16 protein-coding genes and 1 tRNA gene are annotated in these 21,048 nt (G+C 58.8%); 7 read left to right on the forward strand and 10 right to left on the reverse strand.

Going from position 1 to position 21,048, the window contains the following annotated elements:
- Positions 1–37: 37 nt before the first annotated feature.
- Positions 38–3,874: a PAS domain-containing sensor histidine kinase gene (locus QE408_RS11165; RefSeq protein ID WP_306931164.1), complete on the reverse strand. Its 3,837-nt coding sequence runs from the start codon at positions 3,872–3,874 to the stop codon at positions 38–40.
- A 313-nt stretch (positions 3,875–4,187) separates the two neighbouring features.
- Here QE408_RS11165 and QE408_RS11170 point away from each other — a divergent pair.
- From QE408_RS11170 to QE408_RS11180, 3 genes are all read left to right on the forward strand, one after another.
- Positions 4,188–4,264, forward strand: a tRNA-His gene (locus tag QE408_RS11170).
- A gap of 222 nt (positions 4,265–4,486) precedes the next feature.
- Entirely contained in the window at positions 4,487–6,034 is a 1,548-nt protein-coding gene (locus QE408_RS11175; protein WP_373465539.1) for a Ppx/GppA phosphatase family protein, read from the forward strand.
- A 1-nt stretch (position 6,035) separates the two neighbouring features.
- Positions 6,036–6,758 (forward strand): RlmE family RNA methyltransferase, encoded by a 723-nt coding sequence (locus QE408_RS11180; protein ID WP_306931169.1) that lies wholly within the window; start codon positions 6,036–6,038, stop codon positions 6,756–6,758.
- Between the two features lie 15 nt (positions 6,759–6,773).
- Here the strand turns inward: QE408_RS11180 and QE408_RS11185 are convergent, their stop codons facing one another.
- Complete coding sequence (locus QE408_RS11185; RefSeq protein ID WP_306931172.1) at positions 6,774–8,171, reverse strand: MDR family MFS transporter; 1,398 nt, start codon at positions 8,169–8,171, stop codon at positions 6,774–6,776.
- A gap of 193 nt (positions 8,172–8,364) precedes the next feature.
- On the opposite strand from QE408_RS11185, the gene QE408_RS11190 reads away from it, so the two are divergent.
- The 3 genes from QE408_RS11190 (at position 8,365) to QE408_RS11200 (ending at position 11,600) form a co-directional block, all read left to right on the forward strand.
- Positions 8,365–9,363: an MBL fold metallo-hydrolase gene (locus QE408_RS11190; protein ID WP_306931173.1), complete on the forward strand. Its 999-nt coding sequence runs from the start codon at positions 8,365–8,367 to the stop codon at positions 9,361–9,363.
- A gap of 218 nt (positions 9,364–9,581) precedes the next feature.
- Complete coding sequence (gene guaB / locus QE408_RS11195) at positions 9,582–11,087, forward strand: IMP dehydrogenase (RefSeq protein ID WP_306931174.1); 1,506 nt, start codon at positions 9,582–9,584, stop codon at positions 11,085–11,087.
- A gap of 111 nt (positions 11,088–11,198) precedes the next feature.
- Complete coding sequence (locus QE408_RS11200) at positions 11,199–11,600, forward strand: MAPEG family protein (protein ID WP_306934771.1); 402 nt, start codon at positions 11,199–11,201, stop codon at positions 11,598–11,600.
- Between the two features lie 12 nt (positions 11,601–11,612).
- Here the strand turns inward: QE408_RS11200 and QE408_RS11205 are convergent, their stop codons facing one another.
- Both QE408_RS11205 and QE408_RS11210 read right to left on the reverse strand, forming a co-directional pair.
- Complete coding sequence (locus QE408_RS11205; protein WP_306931176.1) at positions 11,613–12,500, reverse strand: hydrogen peroxide-inducible genes activator; 888 nt, start codon at positions 12,498–12,500, stop codon at positions 11,613–11,615.
- 72 nt (positions 12,501–12,572) lie between these two features.
- Positions 12,573–13,523, reverse strand: a complete 951-nt coding sequence (locus QE408_RS11210; RefSeq protein WP_306931178.1) for a LysR substrate-binding domain-containing protein — start codon at positions 13,521–13,523, stop codon at positions 12,573–12,575.
- Positions 13,524–13,722: 199 nt separating this feature from the next.
- On the opposite strand from QE408_RS11210, the gene QE408_RS11215 reads away from it, so the two are divergent.
- A complete protein-coding gene (locus tag QE408_RS11215) occupies positions 13,723–14,019 on the forward strand; it encodes a DUF1127 domain-containing protein (RefSeq protein ID WP_306931180.1) in 297 nt (98 codons plus the stop codon).
- A 186-nt stretch (positions 14,020–14,205) separates the two neighbouring features.
- Here the strand turns inward: QE408_RS11215 and QE408_RS11220 are convergent, their stop codons facing one another.
- The 6 genes from QE408_RS11220 to QE408_RS11245 all read right to left on the reverse strand — a co-directional run bounded on the left by QE408_RS11220 (position 14,206) and on the right by QE408_RS11245 (position 20,895).
- The gene (locus QE408_RS11220) at positions 14,206–15,579 is read right to left on the reverse strand and encodes a glutamate--cysteine ligase (RefSeq protein WP_306931182.1); all 1,374 of its coding nucleotides are present in this window, start codon (positions 15,577–15,579) and stop codon (positions 14,206–14,208) included.
- A gap of 140 nt (positions 15,580–15,719) precedes the next feature.
- Positions 15,720–16,457: a 16S rRNA (uracil(1498)-N(3))-methyltransferase gene (locus tag QE408_RS11225; protein WP_306931183.1), complete on the reverse strand. Its 738-nt coding sequence runs from the start codon at positions 16,455–16,457 to the stop codon at positions 15,720–15,722.
- Between the two features lie 32 nt (positions 16,458–16,489).
- On the reverse strand, positions 16,490–17,998 hold the full coding sequence (locus tag QE408_RS11230; RefSeq protein WP_306931184.1) for an inorganic phosphate transporter: 1,509 nt from the start codon (positions 17,996–17,998) through the stop codon (positions 16,490–16,492).
- 164 nt (positions 17,999–18,162) lie between these two features.
- Positions 18,163–18,675 carry an NUDIX hydrolase gene (locus QE408_RS11235; RefSeq protein WP_306931185.1) on the reverse strand — a complete coding sequence of 171 codons (513 nt, stop codon included), beginning with the start codon at positions 18,673–18,675 and terminating at the stop codon, positions 18,163–18,165.
- A gap of 130 nt (positions 18,676–18,805) precedes the next feature.
- A complete protein-coding gene (locus tag QE408_RS11240) occupies positions 18,806–19,561 on the reverse strand; it encodes an HAD-IIB family hydrolase (RefSeq protein WP_306931187.1) in 756 nt (251 codons plus the stop codon).
- Positions 19,558–20,895, reverse strand: coding sequence for a glycosyltransferase family 4 protein (locus QE408_RS11245; RefSeq protein ID WP_306931189.1), 1,338 nt, complete (start codon positions 20,893–20,895; stop codon positions 19,558–19,560). Before QE408_RS11245 ends, QE408_RS11240 begins: the two co-directional genes overlap by 4 nt.
- Positions 20,896–21,048: the final 153 nt, after the last annotated feature.

Genomic DNA, 21,048 nt, shown 5'->3' on the forward strand with positions numbered 1-21,048 from the left:
ACGTGTCGGCCACGGATGTTGCTAACAGCTGAGCCGATCAGTTCGCAAGAACCCGCTGCGATGGAAAGCTGATTTCGACCAGCGTTCCTTCATTCGGCGTTGAGGTGATGGAGAAGTTGGCGCGGTTCGCATCCACCATCGCCTTCGTCAATGGTAGCCCGAGACCAGTCCCGTCACCACGCACCCGGCTGCTGGAAGCCGAGACCTGGCGGAATGGCTTCATTGCCTGCTCCAGCTCCGAACGCGTCATGCCGATGCCGGTATCCCGTACCCTCAGCACCACGCTGCCATTCGCCTCATAGGCGGTCGATACGACGATCTGGCCGCCCGATGGTGTGAACTTGATGGCGTTGGACAGGATGTTGAGCAGGATCTGCTTGATCGAACGTAGATCCGCAACGACTGGCGGCACCGATTGCGACAGCGCGGTGCGGATAATCACCCGCTGGTTGTTCGCCTGCGGCTGCACGAGCGAGACCGCTTCAGCGATGGTTTCGTTCAGCGCCACCGCCTTGAAATCCACATCCATCTGGCCGGCTTCGATCTTGGAAATATCCAAAAGATCGTTGACGATATCGAGGACATGGCGACCGGAGCGGACGATGTCGTTGGAATATTCGATGTAGCGCGGGTGCCCGATCGGCCCGAAGCGCTCCGTCGCCATCATATCGGCAAAGCCGATGATGGCGTTGAGCGGCGTGCGGATTTCGTGGCTGACGCGGGCCAGGAAGTCGGTCTTGTGAGCGTTGGCAGTCTCCGCCGCGCGCTTGGCATTGCGCAGATCTTCCTCGGTGCGCTTCCACTGCGTGATGTCGCGGATTACGGCGCAATAACCATTGGTGGATTTCAACCGACCGATCGTCATGAACAGCGGCAGGAAGCCACCCGAGGCTTCACGACCGATCACCTCGCGCCCGTCATTGAGAACGCTCGCGACGCCATTATTGGCCAGGCCCGACAGATAATCCAGCACGGCGCGCTGGCTCTCATGCGCAAACAGCGTCACGAAGGGCTTGTTGGCGATCTCGGCATTGTCGTAGTTGAAAAGCGCGCTGGCCGAGCGGTTGAGCGAACGGATATTGCCGTCCTCGTCCAACAGAACCACGCCGTCGGTGGCCGTCTCCAGAATGGAGTGCAACTCCTCGATCTCGCCCTTCATCCGTGCGGCGTCTTCTGCGGCTTCATTGGCCGGCTCTTCACTCGCGGTATCAGCCAAGTGAACAGGGCCAGCATCACGCGCCGGTTCCGTCGGGATAAGCGACAGCATCAGGGCGCTTGAGTCCTCCCAGCGAATCGACTGAAGCTTTGCCCGCACAGGAATGAGTTCGTTTTCGGCGCTGACCGCGACCATGCCGCCGCTGCGCTCAGAAACACTCTCCAGTTCTTCGCGCTGCAACAGCGCATCCAGACCGCCAAGCGCTGCCAGCTCGTCGAGATCGGCATAGCCGGTCAGGCGCAGGAACTCAGGGTTCGCATGGATCAGACGATCGCCGCTGTGAATGAGAAGCGCAACCGGCATCTGGTCTACGGTTTCGGGCAACAATCCCGTCGAAAGGCGGGTGGAAGGCAGAAGCGTTGCCTGCTCATCGTCGATGCTGTGACCATTCGCATTCTCGGCAGCCGGTTCTTCGCCAGCAGCCGCGTCGTGCTCAACCTCATTTTCGTCATGGCCGCTTTCCATGCGGGTTCCGATGGGTGGATGTGTGAAGGCAACCGGCTCGTCACCACGCGTATAGGCGTGGAATGCGTCGTCATCGGTCGGTGCTGGCGCGTGGTCAGCATCGACAGTAGTGGCGGGGACAACCAGCTCTTCGCCTTCGACCTTGGCATCGTTTGTCTGAATTGCAGCCGTGACAGCGTCCTCGGCTTCCGCCTCGACCGAGATTTCGTCTGTGACATCGTCCGACGACGTGGGTTCAGACACAGCCGGCGTTGCGTCCTGGTCTTCGGCCGGCTTCAACGTCCGGCCTATTTCACGAAATGCCGCCTGTTCGCTCGCCGTCAGGCCGTCGCGACGATTGCGGTGGTCATCAATATGTACGACCTTGTCGGAATAGGATTGAACAAGCTTTTCGGCGATCTTCAGCACCGGAACCTCATGCTCCGGCGGCTGATGAAAATGCTGCGGCCCGGTCTCTTCTGGCGTGGAAGCGGCTTCGAATTCCTCCACCTCGTTCTCTGCCTCATCCTCGAAGGAAAACGGAACGGTCTCGTCTGGGGTGACGGGCTTGGCCTCGGCCAAAACCTCGGGTTCTATTGTCGCCGCGTCATCCCGTTGATCCTCCGCAACCCCTAGCTCATCGTCGGGATGGCTTTCGCCTGCCAGCGCTATACCGGCCGCATGCGGGTCTTCCACCGCATCGGCGATCCGCACGATACCGAAGCCTCGGAAGCCATCGAACTCACGCGCCCGGGTGTAGGTCGGAAGGGCTGCGAGATCGATCGGCACGGCAAGAGACGTGCCTTCGACAGGCCAGTAAATGGTCTTGCCTGACCAGGTGTCGCGGCGCTTCAAGAGTTCGGCGATCTTGCCTTCAGGATCGAGGTTGAAGAGAGCCGCCAGGTCGGAAAAGCTCATGCCTTCGACAGCGGCCGCTTTAGGCCCGACGGCTTCGGCAAATTCATGCGAAATTGAACTGAAGCATCCTGCGGCGTCGATCTTCCAGACAAAGCGGCTTGCCCGGCCATTCGGATTGAACACGAAACGGGACGGTTTTGTTGGCTCTTCGGCGGGCTCTTGCGTATCCGTCTTCAGGGCCTCGGGCTCGGTCCCCTCGGGGAAATGCGCCTCCTGTGCTTCGGACGTATCGTTTTCCAAGCTTTGTGCGTCTTCGGTGTTGCGGTCCGGATCGCTATCGCTGGTGTGGTCATCCCGTGCCGTTGTCGGCTCTTCTTCTGCTTCTGCGAAAGGAGAATCGTTCGCATGCGATACCGCCTGAACGGTTTCGAGCTCTTCGTCCGTGTCCTGCTTATAGGCTAGGAAAACGGACTGGTCCTCATTCGACATCGCCTCTGCAATGCCGTTACCGTCCGCTTCTTGCTGCTCGTCATCCGTCTCTTCGATCTGTGCGACCGCGTCGAGAACGCTTTCGAAGGCCAGTTGTTGCGACGGCATTGATGCGGGTACGGCCTCTGGTTTTTCTTCGGTGACCGGGACCTCAGTATCGGGCCGGGCCTCGATGAAATCGGAGGAGGGGTCGAGTCTGCCGAGTGCCGTCTCGACCACGAAGACGAGATTCAGGATGGGCTCTTGCGTCAGTTGCGCCGTCGCGGCGGGAAGGTAGCCCTTGCCGGTCGGAACAGGACGCTTCACCAGCTTGCTGGCATGACGCGCCGCCATGGATATCAACGTTCTCGCGGTCTGCGGCGCTATCGCGAGATCGGCAAATTTTGCCGATGCAGCGATAATCGCGCCGCTGTCATCCATCACGGCCATATGAATATCGGGATCGTCGAAGCCTTCGATCATCCGCCAGGCGCGTTCTTCCAGCGACAGGCCGGATTGATCCAGCATCGCGGAAAAGAGCAGCACCGGTTGCTGCCGCTCGACTTCGATCACTTCGAGTGAAGCGGAGACCGCAACGCTGCGGAAGCCGGACAGAACGCGGATCATGAATTGCTGGCGGTCGCCGATATTGTGCAGGCGGCTTGCCGCACCCGCAACCTGACGGAAGGTCACATCCTGCGCCTTCGGTCCATGCTCGATGAAATCATAAATCATCGGAGTACCGAAAAGAGCGGCACCGCGTCCATTTGCCCAGAGTGCGCTTTTGAGGTCCATGGAGAAAAGCGCCAGTGCTTCACCCCTGGCAAATTTTTCCCGAACACGCTCATGCACGGCGATATCGATAAACGGGTATTGAACGGCGGGCATGTCGGAACCTACTTTGGCACTACGTGACCTTCGCTGCCGCACGGCCTCCTCATGAGGCACCACACAGCCTGCATCGGCGTGACGTTAACAGAATCTTAAATAACTTCACAGGGCCGCCGGGTCCATAATCGCCTGAGGGAATTGGGAAATAGAGTTAATATCACGTGGACCGGAACGCGCGGTTCCCGGGACTGGATGGACGTGCGAAAACGTGCTTGCTTTCTATATGTTTTTTCGCAAAAATTAGAGAAGGACTTGCAAAAGGGAAAAACTCCCCGTATGTGAGCCCCCGTGACGCGAAAGCGTCGCTTGTGCGGTTGTAGCTCAGTTGGTTAGAGCGCAGGTTTGTGGCACCTGAGGTCGGTGGTTCGACCCCACTCAACCGTACCATTCTCTTCTCCCCGTCAGTCATTTCGTCACACCGACTTGCGGGGAGAAGAGAAGTTTTCTGTTTGATCTCCCCCTACGGCCTGCTTACCCTCATCCGAAATGGCGCGCGCGATGTCTCGCGCCGGCAAAAATCGGTTGGCTAGAATGTCACATACTGGTAAGGTCACCCCAACGTAACCTTATGAACGCCAGCGGCATGCCTTCGGGCCTTTGCGCGGCGGAATGGAAAAAACAGTGATTGACCCCGGCAACGGCGTAAAGCCGTCGGAACCAGGGGCGTCGGTGGCAGAAAAAGGGAAAGCGAAGCGTTCCCGTCGTGGTAAGGGCAAGCGAGGCGGTAAGAACCGTTCCGCTCCTGCTTTGCCGCAACTGCTTGTTGCCGACTCCCGTCAGGAGCCTCCATCCACAGGCGGTATCGAGCTTGGAACGGAGCCGCGCAAACGCAAACGCCGCAGGCGTTCCGGCGGGCAGGGTGCCCCAAAAACACCTCAAGGCATTGCGGCAGAAGGCCAGAAGCCTGATCTATCGGCGCGTACTGAGCAGCTCCCATCCAGCAAGAGAAAAGCGCGCAAGCGCAAGCGCCCGCACCGCGATCCGCAAGGCAGACCTTTGGTGCCAAGCCAGGCGCCACGGCCTGCCGCCAAGCAAAATGGCCAGGGAACAAATGGTGCAGCGGTCGTGGTGGAGCCTGCAGGCTTTGCACATTTGCGGCATGCTGGTGGGCGGGAGGCTGTCGAGCCCGGTTCCGACATGTATGCGGCGCTGGACCTTGGCACCAACAATTGCCGCCTTCTGATCGCGCAGCCCACACGTCCCGGCCAGTTCCGGGTCGTCGATGCCTTTTCGCGCATCGTTCGTCTTGGGGAGGGTTTGGTATCGACCGGACGACTATCCGATGACGCGATGGATCGTGCTGTCGAAGCGTTGAAGGTCTGCGCGTCAAAGCTTGCCGGACGGCCCATTCGCCGCATGCGGCTGATTGCGACCGAAGCCTGCCGCGCGGCCGCCAACGGTGAAGAGTTTCTCAAACGCGTCACGCGTGAGACCGGCCTTCATCTTGAAATTATCAGCCGTGAGACCGAGGCGCGCCTTGCTGTCTCCGGTTGCTCTTCCTTGGTGGGACGCGAGGCACGCTCCGTCGTGCTCTTCGATATCGGCGGAGGCTCGTCGGAGATTGCCGTCATTCGGCTGAACGAGAACCGTTCAAACCGGCTTGCCAACCACATCACCCATTGGACATCCCTGCCTGTTGGCGTCGTGACGCTCTCGGAGCGCCACGGCGGCCGTGATGTGACGCCGCAGATATTCGAGGCGATGGTGACGGAAGTCGAAGGACTGCTCGATGCATTCCATTGCCCGCCGCTATCGGACCAATCGGCCCTTGATGATTTTCATCTGATCGGTACCTCCGGCACGGTGACGACACTTGCGGGCGTCCACCTAGATTTGCCGCGCTACGATCGCCGCAAGGTCGACGGGCTATGGTTGTCGGATGCCGAGGTCACGGCCATGCAGAACAAGCTTCTGGCCTGGGACTTTGCCGGGCGAGCCGCCAATGCCTGCATCGGTCCGGACCGCGCCGATCTGGTTCTGGCCGGTTGCGCCATTCTGGAAGCGATCCGCAGACGCTGGCCCGCAAGGCGCATGCGCGTGGCAGACCGTGGGCTGCGCGAAGGCCTGTTGACCGATATGATGGCAGATGATGGCGCATGGCGCCGCAACAAGATACGCCGTGCCCAGACACAGGGCAAAATAGAGCGGAAGGGTTGATATGAGCAAGGCGCCCACGAGCACCAACCGTACCGGACGCAAGATCGGCCAGAAGGTGAAGAAGACGAAGCTGAAGGCATCGTCCCGCCGCTGGCTGGAGCGGCATATCAATGACCCTTACGTGCAGCGCGCCAAGCTTGAAGGTTACCGCGCCCGTGCGGCTTTCAAGCTTCTGGAAATCAACGACAAGCATCAGATTTTGAAAGATGCGCGTCGCATCATCGACCTTGGAGCCGCCCCCGGCAGCTGGTCGCAGATTGCCGCCAAGGTGACGGATTCGACCGAAGACGATATCCGCGTCGCGGCGATCGACTTCCTCGAACTCGACCCGATCCCTGGCGTGAAAATCCTGCAGCTCGATTTTCTCGATCCAAAGGCGCCTGAGCTTTTGATGGAAGCCGTTGGCGGCACGCCCGATCTCGTTCTCTCCGATATGGCGGCACCCACGACCGGGCACCAGAAGACCGACCATATCCGCACCATGCATCTGTGCGAAGTCGCAGCCGATTTTGCCGTGCAGGTTCTGGCAGAAGGTGGTCACTTCCTTGCCAAGACCTTCCAGGGCGGCACGGAGAAGCAGTTGCTCGATATGCTGAAGCAGAACTTCAAGCAGGTCATTCACATCAAGCCCGCTTCGTCGCGATCTGAATCGGTGGAAATGTTCCTGCTCGCCAAGCACTTCAAGGGCCGCAAGGCAGCCCCGGCTGAAGCAGCGGACGAATAGAACCCCCGAATAGGATTATTCGGCTGGCTGCGTGGCCTTGCCTCTGTGGCCGGAAACCGCAGCGCCAGCAGCCCTGTCCATCCCAATCAGCGGCAGGGTCGCGAACAGCGAGACCAACGCCACAACCACGAAGGCCAGATGGAAATCGGCAAGCTGGAGATGGCCTCCGGAAAAGTAGCTGCTGACCTCCAGCACCGTTGCCGCAAAGGCGACGCCGAGCGCCAGGCTGATCTGCTGCAGCACGGAGGCCATGGATGTGGCCTGGCTCGCCTGACGGTCATCGATATCGGAATAGCTCAGCGCATTCGTGCCGGTGAAGAAGAACGACCGGGCAAAACCGGCGACAACCAGGCATATCATGATCAGCGAATAGGGCGTGTCCGGCGTGAAGAAGCTGTTCGCGACCGTGGTGCAGGCACCGACCACGCCAGCGCTGATCAAAGTCGCTTTGAAGCCGGTTGCGGCAAAGACACGGCGCGCCATGAACTTGGTCGTGATGGCCCCGATGGCCCCTGCAAAGGTGATCATGCCCGATTGAAACGGGTTCAGTCCAAAGCCGATCTGCAACATCAACGGCATCAGGAAAGGAATGGCGCCCGTTGAGATGCGAAACACCGTTCCGCTGATCGAAGCGGTACGGAAGGTGGCATTCTGGAAAATCTTGAAATCCAGGATCGGTGCCGGATGAATTTTTGCGTGGCGGATATAAAGTGCACCACAGATGAAGCCGATGATGATGGCGGCAATGCCGACAAAGGGCGGTAGAGCGGGCAGGCTGACCACCGAAAAGCCGAAGACCACGCCGGATGCGGCAAGCCCGGACAGCACGAAGCCGATAAAATCCATGGGCGGTGGATTGGTGGTCTCGATCTCCGGAAGATAGATCGTAGAGAGCCAGATGCCGATCACTCCGATCGGGACATTGATCAGGAAGATCCAGTGCCAGGAAAAATAGGTGGTGATGAAGCCGCCGATGGGTGGGCCTGTCAGCGGTCCGACGAGGGCCGGAATTGTCAGCAACGCCATGGCGGAAACGAGATCGGTGCGCTTGGTGGTGCGAAGCAGAACGAGGCGACCGACGGGCGTCATCATCGCGCCGCCAATGCCCTGCAGGAAGCGTGATACGACGAATTCCACAACCGAGCCGGACACCGCACAGCAGATGGAGCCGACGACGAAGACCGCGATGGCAAAGCGGAAAATCTTCTTCGCGCCGAACTTGTCTGCCATCCAGCCGCTGATCGGGATGAAGATGGCAAGCGACACCATATAGGCGGTCAGCGCGAGCTTCAGGGTGATGGGGCCGACATTCAAATCCCTCGCGATTGTCGGAAGAGCCGTGGCGATGACGGTCGAGTCCATCTGCTCCATAAAGAGGGCGACGGCGAGGATAAGCGGAATAATTCTGTTCATGGCTTGACTGCGGCCCACCCCGCATCGAGAAAAGTTCGGACCACTTACTACTCCCGCATCCAGGACTTGCCAACTAAACATTTGGCAAGAATGGAACTGTCTCTCACCTCACGACGCTGTGACGACTTGCTAATGAACCGAATGCTGCAGATGCTCGTTTAGCCCCTTGGTACCCCAACAAGCGGAGATATTCATGACGGACAGGATGAACATCAGCCGGCGCGTGCTGCTCGGCACGGCAGGCGCCGGAGCAGTGGCTCCCTTTGTGCTGAGCCGCACAGCAACGGCCCAGACAACCCAGCCCCAGACGTCCATGGAGATCAACCACGCAATGCCGCCCGAAACCAATCGTTTCAAGCTAGGAGACTTCGAGGTGCTGGTCGTCAAGGACGGTGCGCGTCCCTCCGGCAAGCCGGGTGAAACATTCGGCACGAACCAGAGCCCGGAAGCCGTCGGCGAGTTGCTGCAGAAGAACTTTTTGCCCACCGACCAATTCGTCAACAGCTTCTCACCCGCCTTGATCAATACCGGGTCCGATTTGGTGTTGTTCGACACCGGCTTCGGCGAGCAGGGCCGTGAGTCCGGCAATGGGCGGCTCCTCGAGGGGTTGGCTGCTGCGGGATATACGCCGGACGACGTGACCGTCGTGGTTCTGACCCATATGCACGGCGATCATATTGGCGGCCTGATGGAGAAGGGCGAGCCGGCCTTTCCGAAGGCGCGCTACGTATTCGGTCAGAAGGAGTACGATTTCTGGACCGACGAAAAGCGCGTCGGCACGCCCGCCGAGAATGGTCACAAGGCGGTGCTTGCCAATGTGAAGCCACTGGCGGAAAAGGCGACCTTCATTGGTGATGGTGCAGAGGTCGTGCCGGGGATCAATGTGATGGCCGCTTTCGGTCACTCCCCTGGTCATATGATCTTCAATGTCGAGTCCAGCGGCAAGCGGCTGATCCTGACGGCCGATACGGCAAACCACTTCGTGCTGTCGCTGCAGCGCCCGGACTGGGAGGTGCGTTTCGACATGGACAAGGCGGCAGCGGCTGCAACGCGCAAAAAGGTCTTCGATATGGTGTCGACCGACCGCGTTCCGTTCCTCGGCTATCACATGCCTTTCCCGTCTGTCGGTTATGCCGAGAAGCTCGATACCGGATACAGGTTCGTGCCGAAATCCTACCAGTTCGATATCTGACCGAAGTTTCACATCACAAGACCGGCAAGTCGAGGTCGAGAAGACCGCGGCTTGTCGGCAACATGGTGCATTGCACAGCATTCGGGGTTTTTTCTATTCCCTTCCCGTCATAACCGTGTTACCAGCCCTCGCCAACTTCCAAGCAATCCTTTGCAGGACCGCCGGGGTGAACATTCGTTCCGGATCGGCCATGCATTTCATACTGAAGGAATTTGGTCATGGCACGCATCATTGAAACTCCCACTGGTCTCGACGCGCTGACGTTCGACGACGTTCTCCTCCAGCCGGGGCACTCCGAAGTCATGCCCGGCCAGACGAACATCGCGACCCGCATCGCGCGTGATATCGAGCTCAACCTCCCCATTCTCTCCTCCGCGATGGACACGGTCACTGAAAGCCGTCTGGCAATTGCCATGGCGCAGGCTGGCGGCATTGGTGTCATTCACCGCAATCTGACACCGATCGAGCAGGCCGAAGAGGTTCGCCAGGTCAAGAAGTTCGAAAGCGGCATGGTCGTCAATCCGGTTACGATCGGACCGGATGCCACATTGGCCGAAGCCCAGTCGCTGATGAAGGCGCACGGCATTTCCGGCATTCCGGTTGTCGAAAATGGCGGCAGCGGCGGTCACAAAGTCGGTCGCCTCGTCGGCATTCTGACCAACCGCGATGTTCGTTTTGCATCCGATCCGGCGCAGAAGATTTACGAACTGATGACCCGCGAGAACCTTGTCACCGTCAAGGAAAGCAGCGTCGATCAACAGGAAGCCCGCCATCTTCTCCACAAGCATCGCATCGAAAAGCTGCTCGTGGTGGACGGCAAGGGCAACTGCGTTGGCCTCATCACCGTCAAGGACATCGAGAAGTCGCAGCTGAACCCCAACGCGACGAAGGATGCGCAGGGTCGCCTTCGTGCCGCAGCTGCCATCAGCGTGGGCGACGATGCTATCGAGCGTGCCGAGCGTCTGCTCGAGGTGGGTGTTGACGTTCTGGTGGTCGATACCGCGCACGGCCATTCGCAGCGTGTTCTCGATGCGGTAAGCCACGTCAAGAAGATGTCGAATTCGGTTCGCGTCATTGCCGGTAACGTCGCGACGTCGGCTGGCACGAAGGCGCTGATCGACGCCGGTGCGGATGCCGTCAAGGTTGGTATCGGCCCGGGCTCGATCTGCACGACGCGTATCGTCGCAGGCGTTGGCGTTCCGCAGCTGGCTGCCATCATGTCCGCTGTCGAAGCGGCGCAGGCGGCAGATATTCCCGTCATCGCCGATGGCGGCATCAAGTTCTCCGGCGACCTTGCCAAGGCGATTGCCGCCGGCGCATCCGCCGTCATGATCGGCTCGTTGCTGGCCGGTACGGATGAAAGCCCCGGTGAAGTGTTCCTTTATCAGGGCCGCTCGTTCAAGGCCTATCGCGGCATGGGCTCCGTTGGTGCCATGGCGCGTGGTTCGGCAGACCGCTATTTCCAGGCGGAAGTACGCGACACGCTGAAGCTTGTGCCTGAAGGCATCGAAGGGCAGGTTCCCTACAAGGGTCCGGTTTCCGGCGTCCTGCACCAGCTCGCCGGCGGTCTGAAGGCTGCCATGGGTTACGTTGGTGGCGGAACGATCAAGGATTTCCAGGAGCGTGCCACCTTCGTTCGCATCTCTGGTGCTGGCCTGCGTGAAAGCCACGCCCACGACGTGACGATTACCCGCGAGAGCCCGAACTATCCCGGCGCTGTTTGATATTCCGTTTCCTGCGAATAGACGATAAAAATGATTTCACGCTCTCCGAACGTCGTTCGGGGAGCGTCTTTTTGGAATAAGGAGAAACGCAGCATGTCCTCGACGAGTGCAATGTTCTGGCCGATGATCGCCCATGCCTTCCTCGTCTTTTGGCTGTATGGACTGCTGGCGTACCGCCGCCGAAAATACACGTTCCTTGATAGCGATGCGGTGCGTCGTTTTCGGGATGCGGGAGAAGAAGCGCCCGAGAGCAAGCTGGTCAACAGGAACATCGCCAACCAGTTCGAACTGCCGATGCTCTTCCACGCGGCGTGCCTACTGCTCTACATCACCGATGCGGACAATATCGTCACCATTGTGCTCGGCTGGATTTTCGTTCTCTCGAGGATTGTCCATTCCTATATTCACGTGACCAGCAACCGGCTGCGCTACCGTGGCCCGGCCTTCATCACGGGGTTCGTCGCGCTCGTCTTGATGTGGGGTTGGTTGTTCATCTGGCTCGCGCTGGAATAGGAACGTCAGATACTAACGGATGCACTGCCTGATGGCATCTGCAAGCGCGGCGATGTCCCCTTTACGGCCGCTCGCCATGCGCCAGACAAGGCCGATCTCCCTTGCGGGGGCCGGATCGGCAAAAGGAACAATGCGAAGATTGTTGCGCATCGTTTCTGTCGGAATGGCGATCTCCGGGATCAGCGTCATTCCCATGTCGTGGGACACCATCTGCAAAAGCGTCGCCATCGAGGTCGCACCGTAGTTGACGAGGCTACGCTTGCCAGCCGTATCGCAGACTGCCAATGCCTGATCGCGAAGGCAATGCCCTTCTTCCAGAAGGAGCAGTCGATCCATGTCGACTTGCCCTTCATTGACAGGCGAGACAAGCACCTTGTCGTCGCTCTTGGCGGTCGCCATGAAAAAGCGATCGGTAAACAGGTGGCACGTCTCCAACCCTTCGCCTTCCACCGGGATTGCGGCAATTACCGCATCCAACTTGCGGGCTGCAAGATCGGCCAGGAGGCGGTCGGTCACGGTCTCCTTCAGTTCGATCTCGATCAGTGGATGGTGGGCGCGCAGATGCGGTACGAGCTTTGGAACGAGATAGGGCGCGACGGTGGGAATGATGCCGATCCGAACCAGCCCTTCCAGCGCGCCCGAGGTCTTGCGAGCGACTTCTTCCAGCCGCTCGACCTCTAGAAGAATCGTGCGCACATGTTGCAACACTTCCTCGCCTTTGGGTGTGATGGTGATGTCGCCACGGCTGCGCTCCACAAGCTTGACGCCGAGGTGCTCCTCCATGTCCATGATCTGCACGGAAAGTGCTGGCTGGCTGATATGGGCCTCTGCCGCAGCCTTGCCGAAATGCAGGGTGCGGGCCAGGGCATCAAAATATCGCATCTGTCGGAGTGTGAGCATGATAGGCTTTTCCTATCACTGATGGCTCATCTCGGAAAGATGAAATTATCGGCTAGAAGCGGGCCGAGCGAATTACCAGCCCGGAGCGATATAATTGGCTTTGAGCTTCTGCATGCCAGGCAGCATCTTCACCCGCGAGTCCAGTTCCTCCGGGGGAGGGCTGAGCGTGATATTGTCGAGGCAGGCAGTGATATGATCGGTAATCGCATTGACGAGGGAAGGAGAAAGGCCAGGACGCTTCATCAGGCCGATCTGGACCGGGGGCAGAGGTGGGAAGCCGTCTGCCGACGTCAGCACCCGCATTCCTGTTCGAAGTGTGGATTCCGGCAGGACAGATACGGCCATGCCGGCAAGAACCGCAGCGGCAATCACGGTTGAGGACCAGCTGGTAAAAAGAACCTGATAGTCGCGACCGTCGGCATCGAGCGCCGAGCATGCAAGCTGTCGCCAGTGGCAGTCACGCCGTCCGACGGCGAGCGGCACGGGCGCGTCATCACGCAACGGGTGGTTTGCCGAGGTGACCCAGCAGAGCGGCTCGGTGCGTACGATATCGGAGGTGCGCGCCCGTGGGTTATGGGTCACGAGAGCGATGTCCAGCTCGCCGCGTCCCATCTTCTCCGCAAGGCTGATCGAGGGTTCGCAAACGATGTAGAGCTCGACATTCGGATGCGTCTTGGCGAAGCGCCCGATGATCTCCGGCATATACCGGTCGGCATAATCATCGGGCGTGCCGATGCGCAATGTCCCTTCCAACCGGTTGTCGTCGAAGGCGGCAACTGCTTCGTTGTTGAGGCGAATGATCCGTCTGGCATAATGCATCAGCTTCTCGCCTTCAGCCGTCAGCCTGTTGCCGCGCCCGTCCTTGGCGAAAAGCTGCTTGCCTAAGCGCTCTTCCAGTCTGCGCATCTGCATCGACACGGCCGATTGCGTCTTGAACACGCGGTCTGCGGCCTTGGTAAAGCTGCCCGTATCAACGATGGCGATGAAGGTGTGAAGCTGATCGATATCGAGCGGAGCGGACATGGTAGGTCATCCATAAGAGCTATTGATATCTGACATTAGAAACATTCGTTGGACTGATCAATAGACTTGCGACATTTTGACACTCGAGACATCCGATCAACACCGCCAACGCTTTCGGGCAGCGGCCTCAACCTCACCAATGTCTTCGTGCGGAAGCGCGAAGCAATATCCTCACGTGCCTCAAAGGAAGGACGTTGTCATGCGCACGGCAGAACGGAAAATGGAACTGCAGATTGTAGCCCCCGCGATCTCGATGGAGACGCGTTGGACCATGGCTCTCAATCGCATGGCGAAATTCGCGCGTTCCATCATGAACCGTCTGGCCGTGAATAAGCTGACGGAGATGACCGATCAGCAGCTTGCCGATATAGGACTGGTGCGCAGCGATGTTGTGAACGCGCTTGAGATCGGTCTTCTCGACGATCCGAGCCTGCTTCTGGCGCGCGCCGCCAAGACGCGTGCCGCATCCCGCTTCACGCATCTTCGCAGCCGCTGATCTCGACCACTGGGTTTTTGCCCAGCATCAAGTTTCCCCGCAGGGTGATTGCCAATAGCCCTGCCTTTGCCCGGTGTCAGGCCCTAAGCCGCACCGGGCTTTTTTGCGTTCAGATTATGGGTGCTGAGTTGCTGCCCCTAGAGCGTTTCCATTTAACAAGGAAACGCTCTAGGGGCGCCGCCGCTATCAATACTGGTACTCTTCGAATACGGGCAGAACCGATTGCTGCCAGCGGCCATGATAGAGCGCCAGCATGTCTTCTGCGAGCGTCGACTTCTTGGCAAGAACCTCTTCGAGCGGCGAGAGGAACACGCTCTCATCCTGTCCATCACGGTTCAGTCGCGCCCGGCTTTGCAAGCCCTTGCGGGAGATCGCCACCACGTCACGCGCGACATCCAGCAGATCACGACCGGCGATCGTCGCCTTCAAGCCTTGCACCGGAACCGCATCGCGAAGCGCCATCACGTCTTCCACCGTCCAGTCGGCGGTGAACTGGTCGGCTGCCGCCAGCGCTTCGTCGTCGTAAAGCAGGCCCACCCAGAAGGCTGGTAGCGCACAGATGCGCCGCCATGGACCGCCATCGGCGCCGCGCATTTCCAAAAAGCGCTTAAGGCGTACGTCGGGGAAGAGCGTCGATAGATGGTTGGTCCAGTCACCGAGATTGGGCTCCCACTCGGCAATCTCACCCTTCAGAGCACCCGCCATGAACTGGCGGAAGGTGATGTTGGTACAGTCGCGATACTTGCCGTCGCGCACGATGAAGTACATCGGCACATCGAGCGCCCATTCGACATAATCCTTGAAACCGAAATCCGGATTGAAGGTGAAGGGAAGAACGCCGGAACGCTGATTGTCGGTATCGCGCCAGATATCGCCGCGCCAGGACAGCAGCCCGTTTGGCTTCCCTTCGGTAAAGGGCGAGGAAGCAAAAAGGGCTGTGGCAAGGGATTGCAGCTTCATTGAAACGCGCATCTTGCGGCGCATGTCTTCTTCGGAAGAGAAGTCCAGATTAACCTGGATCGTGCAGGTCCGGTACATCATGTCCAGGCCCTTGGTGCCGACCTTGGGCATGTAATTGGTCATAATCGCATAGCGCGACTTTGGCATCCGCGGCGTTTCTTCAAGCGTCCAGAGCGGGCTTCCACCAATGCCGAGGAAACGAATACCCATGGGCTCGGCGATCTCGCGCAGCGTCGCCAGGTGCTGGTTGGATTCGCGGCAGGTCTCGTGCAGGTTTTCCAAAGGTGCGCCGGAAAGCTCGAACTGGCCGCCGGGCTCGATGGAAATCGCGCCCATACCGCTCGGCTCGCCAAGGCCGATGATATTGTCGCCGTCCATGATCGGGTCCCAGCCGAGCTTTTCCTGCATGCCCTTCAGCAGCGCAGAGATGCTGGCCTCACCGAAGTAGGGAACCGGCTTGTTGCCATCGCGGAAGAAGGCGAACTTTTCGTGCTCCGTCCCGATCCTGAACTTGTCTTTCGGCTTGCAGCCTTCGGCCAGATAATCTGTCAGTTCCTGCACGGAGGAAATTGGCGTCTGGTCGGTGGTGTCGCGGGCCATGAAGTTACCTTGTTGTCGTTGCTGCCTGCGCAGCCATATTGTCATCGCTGATAGGGTGCCGTGCGTGCGCAAGCAAATGAATTTCTTTTAAGCATGAACTCGTGCCGCGAATTTGCGCGAGCGCGACATCAAACGCTGAATTATTTCCAGTCGCCGATGCTGGCCTGAATGACGGCGAGCGCTGCAACTGCTGCCGTATCGGCTCGCAGGATGCGCGGTCCCAGAGGGATGGGTGTCACAAAGGCCTTGCTGCGCAGCAACTGTCGTTCTTCCTCCGAAAAGCCACCCTCCGGTCCGACAAGAAGAGCCAGTTGCCTTTCCTTGATCGCTTGAAGCGCGGGCAGGGGGTTCTGTCCTGCGTCGCCTTCGTCGCAATAGATGAGACGGCGTGAAGGAGACCAGTTCTCCAGCATGTCTTTCAGCCGCACCGGTTCGTCGACATCAGGTACGGCAAGAATACCGCATTGTTCCGCAGCTTCGACGACATTGGCCCTCAGCTTGTCGAGATTGGTGATCTTGCCCTGCACATGTTGGGTCAGCACCGGGCGCAGAACGCCGGCCCCCATCTCCACCGCCTTCTGTACCAGATAATCCAGGCGCCCGGTCTTCAGCGGTGCAAAGATATAGTGCAGGTCCGGCTTTTCCGGTTGAGGGCGTGTCTGCTCTACAGGCGTCAGCACGATCTTCTTGCGTGTCGGGAAGGAAAGGCTCGCCTTCCATTCACCATCGCGCCCGTTGAAGAGCAGGATTTCCGCGCCGTCGCCCATGCGCAAGACATTGGCGAGATAGTTGAACTGGTCGCCGTCGGCTTCGACACTCTCTCCTGCCCCCAGGGACTGGTTGACGAAAAGCCGTTGCATTCTGAAATTGGCACGCATGTGAGTACTTCGATGATTAGTGATCTGTCCGCTCATATAAACAGAAGATGCATGATTGCGTAGAGCACAGCTGCAAGTGCTGCGCTTGCCGGAAGCGTAATGATCCAGGCGGCGATAATCGTCATGAAGTGCGACCGGCGCACGAGATAGCGCCGCCGTGTTTCCGACGCGTTTTCATCCGGTTCGTCACTGGGAGTTTCGGCTAAAGCGATACTCTTGCGCAGTGCTTCCTGCTGCTTTCGGCCCTGCTGCGTGTACCACTCGCGAAAGAAGCCGACGCCGAAGACGGCGCCGATTGCTGTATGAGTCGTGCTGACCGGCATGCCGAAATGCGATGCGGTGAGAACGGTAAGCGCCGTCGAGGTGGAGACGCAAAAAGCGCGCATGGGGTTGAGTTTTGTGATCTGCTCGCCGACGAGCCTGATCAGGCGCGGCCCGAAGAGCAGTATGCCGCAAGACAGGCCGAATGCGCCGATCAGCATGACCCATTGCGGCGCTGGCGCAAAAACCTCGGTAAGGTTGCCGTAATCCGCACGCACGATGGCGACCACCGGCCCGATGGCATTGGACACATCATTGGCCCCGTGGCCGAAAGACATGAGGGCGGCCGCGAATATCAGCGGCCATTGAAACAGCGTGCGAAGCGACTGGTTGCGATTTTCCAAACCTTCGGACTGGTTGCGGATCAGTGGAATACAGAGCCGCCAGCCGATGAGGCCGACAGCCAGGCCCGCCGCCAGAGACGCCCACGCTGGAACATTCATGACCCGATGCAGACCGAAGCGCATCAGATAAGAGGTCATCACTCCGCCCATCACGCCCAGCAGCACCGGCACCCATTTGCGCGCGGCGGCGATCTTGTCATCGCGATAGATGATGAATTCCTTGATAAAGGCGAGAAGAGCGACCGCGAAGAAGGCGCTGATGAATGGCGTAAGCACCCATGTCAAAGCGATGCCCATGAGTGACGCCCAGTCCACCGCGCCGACGCCGAAAGCGGCGGTGCCGGCGCCTGCGACCGCACCGACGATGCTGTGGGTGGTGGAAATCGGCGCCTTGAGCAGATTGGAAAGATTGACAAGAAGAGCCGCCGCCAGGATGGCGCCGAGCATCGCCCAGGCAAAGACATGCGGGTCCGGCACTTTCCTGACATCAACGATGCCGCTGGCAATTGTCTCAACGACATTCCCGCCTGTGATGAGGGCGCCGAAGACTTCACAGATTGCAGCAATGATCAGTGCTGCCGTGAGAGGCAGAGCCTTTGAGCCGACGGCCGGTCCGACATTGTTGGCAACGTCCTTGGCGCCGATATTCATCGCCATATAGGCGCCGATGATGGCTGCGGCGAGTGTGATCACCGCGCCTGGCGTTCCCCCTGCATAGGAGCTGGCGACCAGAGCGGTGACCACCAGAAACAGAAGTGCAGCGCCCGGCGCCACGAACCGCTGGCCGAGATGGTTTACCGCTTCCTCGACGCGGGTCATCTTGTCGAGATCTTTGTCGAGCGTCGGCTTTTTGCGATTTTCGGGTAATTGCGCCATGGAAACGCTCTACAGCATCGGCCCCAAAATCGGAACCGGTTTTCGGAAAGCACGATGCATAGACCAGGCCAAGACAGAGCGTCCTTTATGCGTCTAATAGGAGGCGCAGCGCTCTGTAACGGCATAGGGTTGCATTTGGCCGGCGTATTCGCGACACGGCGTCGTTATGACGAATGGGCGGCCTTTTGCGGCAAGGGTGGCGCGGTTCTAGCCATGTGCTTTCTGAAAGCGACGAAAAGCTGCTTCAACTCGATCTCGTTCACCCGCTTTTCCGCTTCCTCGGGCGAAACCCATTCCAGCTTACGACTCTCACGCTCAGGGAAATTTTTGGTCAACTCCGTCACTTCCAAAAGGTGAACCTGCACCAGACAGGTAACCTTCACGCCGTTCTTCAGCTTTTTCTCGTAGTGGAAAAAGCCAAAGGGCTCCTTTTCCGCGGTTCCCCGGACACCAGCCTCTTCGAAAGCCTCTTGTTCTGCGACTGCGTGGGCCTTCTTGCCTTCCATCGGCCAACCCTTGGGGATCACCCACCGTCCTGTATCCCGACTGGTCAGCAGCAGCACTTCCACATCGCCGTTCTTCTTATTACGGCGGTGGCATATGGCACCATATTGCTGACGAGGTGGACGACGCAGCATCAGGCTGACGTCTTTGGCCAGACGGCTCAGAAGGTTCAACGCGAGATATTCCTTTCGGGGTATAGGTATGCGAAAGCCCGAACCACAAGGTGTTCGGTGTGTTTCATTGTCTGCTTATGAAGAAAGCGGGTCAATGCAGATGTCCCACACTTACACCAATATTTCTGGGCTATTTTTGGGTCTCGGAAGAAGAGATCCAGTGCTTCAGCCCCAATATTACGCCGTCTGCTTCTTCTTTGGGCGCGATGAACAAATTGTGTTTATCGCTGGCGAAAGATCGCAGCTCTTCGAGCGCATTGGCGACAACCACGCCACGCACATCAGGCAGCTCGAACATGGCCCGGTCGTTGCCGGTGTCCCCCGCCACGACGATTTCATCGAGCCCGACCCTCAGGTGATCGCAGAGCCAGCGAATGGCCGCACCCTTATCCGCCGCGCGGGGAAGAACATCAAGGTCGCGTGCGCTGGAATAGACGATACGCGCGTCAACACCATTGTCGTTCAGCCGCCGCTCGATATCGGCCAGCACATCTTCATCGGCATTGTGAAGGTACCAGCTGGATTTCAGACCATGTTGATATCGCTCCGGCTGAAGGCTGATGCCAGGCACATCCTTCATCACCGAGGCGATCCTGTCGGCGTCGAAGGCCGCGCCAAGCTGCGAGGCGTAAGCCTTCGAAAGCCCTGGCTCGTCCTGGCGTGACAGCATGGTTCCCACCCCGCCAATGATGTAATCGGGGCGAGGCAGGGGTACGGTATCCAGAAGTTCGAGCTGATCGTCGATCAGCCGTCCGCTGTTGAAGACCAAGAGCGGGCGTGTTTCTTCCGGAAGCGCGTTCCAGAAATCGCGGAAACGCGCCGTCGCCTCATCATTGCCGACGACGGTGCCATCCAGATCCGTGGAAAAAAGGCGAACCGGTTTCAATCGCCGTCATTCCATGGTTCGGCCCAATCGGATTCCTCCAGAACGGGCATCATCGTGCGGCCTTCGACAACGGAGAGAAGTTGTTGCGCAATGCCTGTCCAGGTAAACAGGCTACGCGCCTTATGGGCTCCCATGCGTGACAGCCGGCCATAGAGACGCTCGTGCTTGAACGGCTTCATCATCGTGATGCCAAGATCTTCCTTGTCGAAAGGATCGGCAAACAGTGCATGACGTCCATAGCTCACGGCACGGAAAAGGCCGCCATGGATGGTCACGACAGTTGGCGTGCCGCTTGCCATCGCCTCGATCGCCGTCATGCCGAAGGGCTCATAACGGCTGGACAGGACAAAAAGATCAGCGGCGCGGTATATATCCGGCAGATCCTCATCCGAGACGTAACCGGAGAAGACCACCTTGTCTTCCAGACCCAACTCGCTCACCCGCTCTTTAAGCTGGTTGAGGATCGTCGTCTCCTGGGCATCCATATTCTCGCCGCCAACGGCAAGATGCAGGCGCGCTTCGGGCTCGCGCTCAGCCAGCACGGAAAAGCCGTCGATCAGAAGGTCGTAGCCCTTGTTGGTGGCCAGGCGGCCAAGCGCAAGAACGGTCTTGCCTTCGAAACCGAAACGCTGACGCAGCATTTGCCGCGACGCCTCCGACACGGGGAAGAAGCGGTTGTCGTCATATCCCGGCGGGATCATATGGACCTGCTTGCGCTTCAGCCCATAATCTTCAAGCAGCACATCAAGCTGCACCGGCGTCGTGGCGATCACCATATCGCAGCTGCGATAGATGATCAGTTCGTGCTGAATGCGTTCCTTGAAGTTGAATTCCAGTTCGAACGTATCGGACTTTTCCGGATAGTCGGTTTCCATCTGGCGCTTTTTCCAGATCCCGAGAGAATGGGGCGTATGAAGGTGGGGAATTTTCAGCGCTTCGGAGAGCCGCTGTCCCGCAACTCCGGCGTCCCAGTAATGACTGTTGATGAAGGAATAGGTGAGGTCGTTTTTCTTGATGAAGCGTAGCGCGTTTTCGCACCATTCCAGCAGATGGCGGTGAAGATATTCCTTCGGAATAAACTCCTTGCCGCCGCAAGGAATGCGAACGACGCGGACGCGATCGTCCACCTCATCGATTTCCGGCTGATCCTCAAAGCGACGGGTGTACAAATCGACCGTGTAACCGAGTTGGCCGAGTTTCTTTGCAAGTTCGAGGACATAGACCACCTGTCCTCCGGTGTCGGCTGCGCCAAGCGGCGGGTGTGCGGCTACATAGCCATGCGTCGATATGAGTGCTATCCTTGGATAGCGTTCAGTTTCGCTCGTGGTAGTCATCGCGTCCCATCTTGGTAGAAATTTCCAATAACCCGTCAAGAACGTATTGAAGTTGATAAAGTTCCCGGGAAAATTGCTCTATCGGGATTTTTCTTTCTGCGGGAGTGCAAAGCCGCTGCCTTTGTGTGTGGGTGTTTTAGCAGTTGCCCTGCG

The sequence above is a fragment of the Agrobacterium larrymoorei genome (genome assembly GCF_030819275.1).
Lineage (GTDB): Bacteria > Pseudomonadota > Alphaproteobacteria > Rhizobiales > Rhizobiaceae > Agrobacterium > Agrobacterium larrymoorei_B.

Coding starts and splice junctions, on each gene's coding strand:
- QE408_RS11165 (WP_306931164.1), bottom strand. CDS start 3,874: ATGCCCGCCGTTCAATACCCGTTTATCGATATCGCCGTGCATGAGCGT.
- QE408_RS11175 (WP_373465539.1), top strand. CDS start 4,487: ATGGAAAAAACAGTGATTGACCCCGGCAACGGCGTAAAGCCGTCGGAA.
- QE408_RS11180 (WP_306931169.1), top strand. CDS start 6,036: ATGAGCAAGGCGCCCACGAGCACCAACCGTACCGGACGCAAGATCGGC.
- QE408_RS11185 (WP_306931172.1), bottom strand. CDS start 8,171: ATGAACAGAATTATTCCGCTTATCCTCGCCGTCGCCCTCTTTATGGAG.
- QE408_RS11190 (WP_306931173.1), top strand. CDS start 8,365: ATGACGGACAGGATGAACATCAGCCGGCGCGTGCTGCTCGGCACGGCA.
- guaB (WP_306931174.1), top strand. CDS start 9,582: ATGGCACGCATCATTGAAACTCCCACTGGTCTCGACGCGCTGACGTTC.
- QE408_RS11200 (WP_306934771.1), top strand. CDS start 11,199: ATGTTCTGGCCGATGATCGCCCATGCCTTCCTCGTCTTTTGGCTGTAT.
- QE408_RS11205 (WP_306931176.1), bottom strand. CDS start 12,500: ATGCTCACACTCCGACAGATGCGATATTTTGATGCCCTGGCCCGCACC.
- QE408_RS11210 (WP_306931178.1), bottom strand. CDS start 13,523: ATGTCCGCTCCGCTCGATATCGATCAGCTTCACACCTTCATCGCCATC.
- QE408_RS11215 (WP_306931180.1), top strand. CDS start 13,723: ATGCGCACGGCAGAACGGAAAATGGAACTGCAGATTGTAGCCCCCGCG.
- QE408_RS11220 (WP_306931182.1), bottom strand. CDS start 15,579: ATGGCCCGCGACACCACCGACCAGACGCCAATTTCCTCCGTGCAGGAA.
- QE408_RS11225 (WP_306931183.1), bottom strand. CDS start 16,457: ATGCGTGCCAATTTCAGAATGCAACGGCTTTTCGTCAACCAGTCCCTG.
- QE408_RS11230 (WP_306931184.1), bottom strand. CDS start 17,998: ATGGCGCAATTACCCGAAAATCGCAAAAAGCCGACGCTCGACAAAGAT.
- QE408_RS11245 (WP_306931189.1), bottom strand. CDS start 20,895: ATGACTACCACGAGCGAAACTGAACGCTATCCAAGGATAGCACTCATA.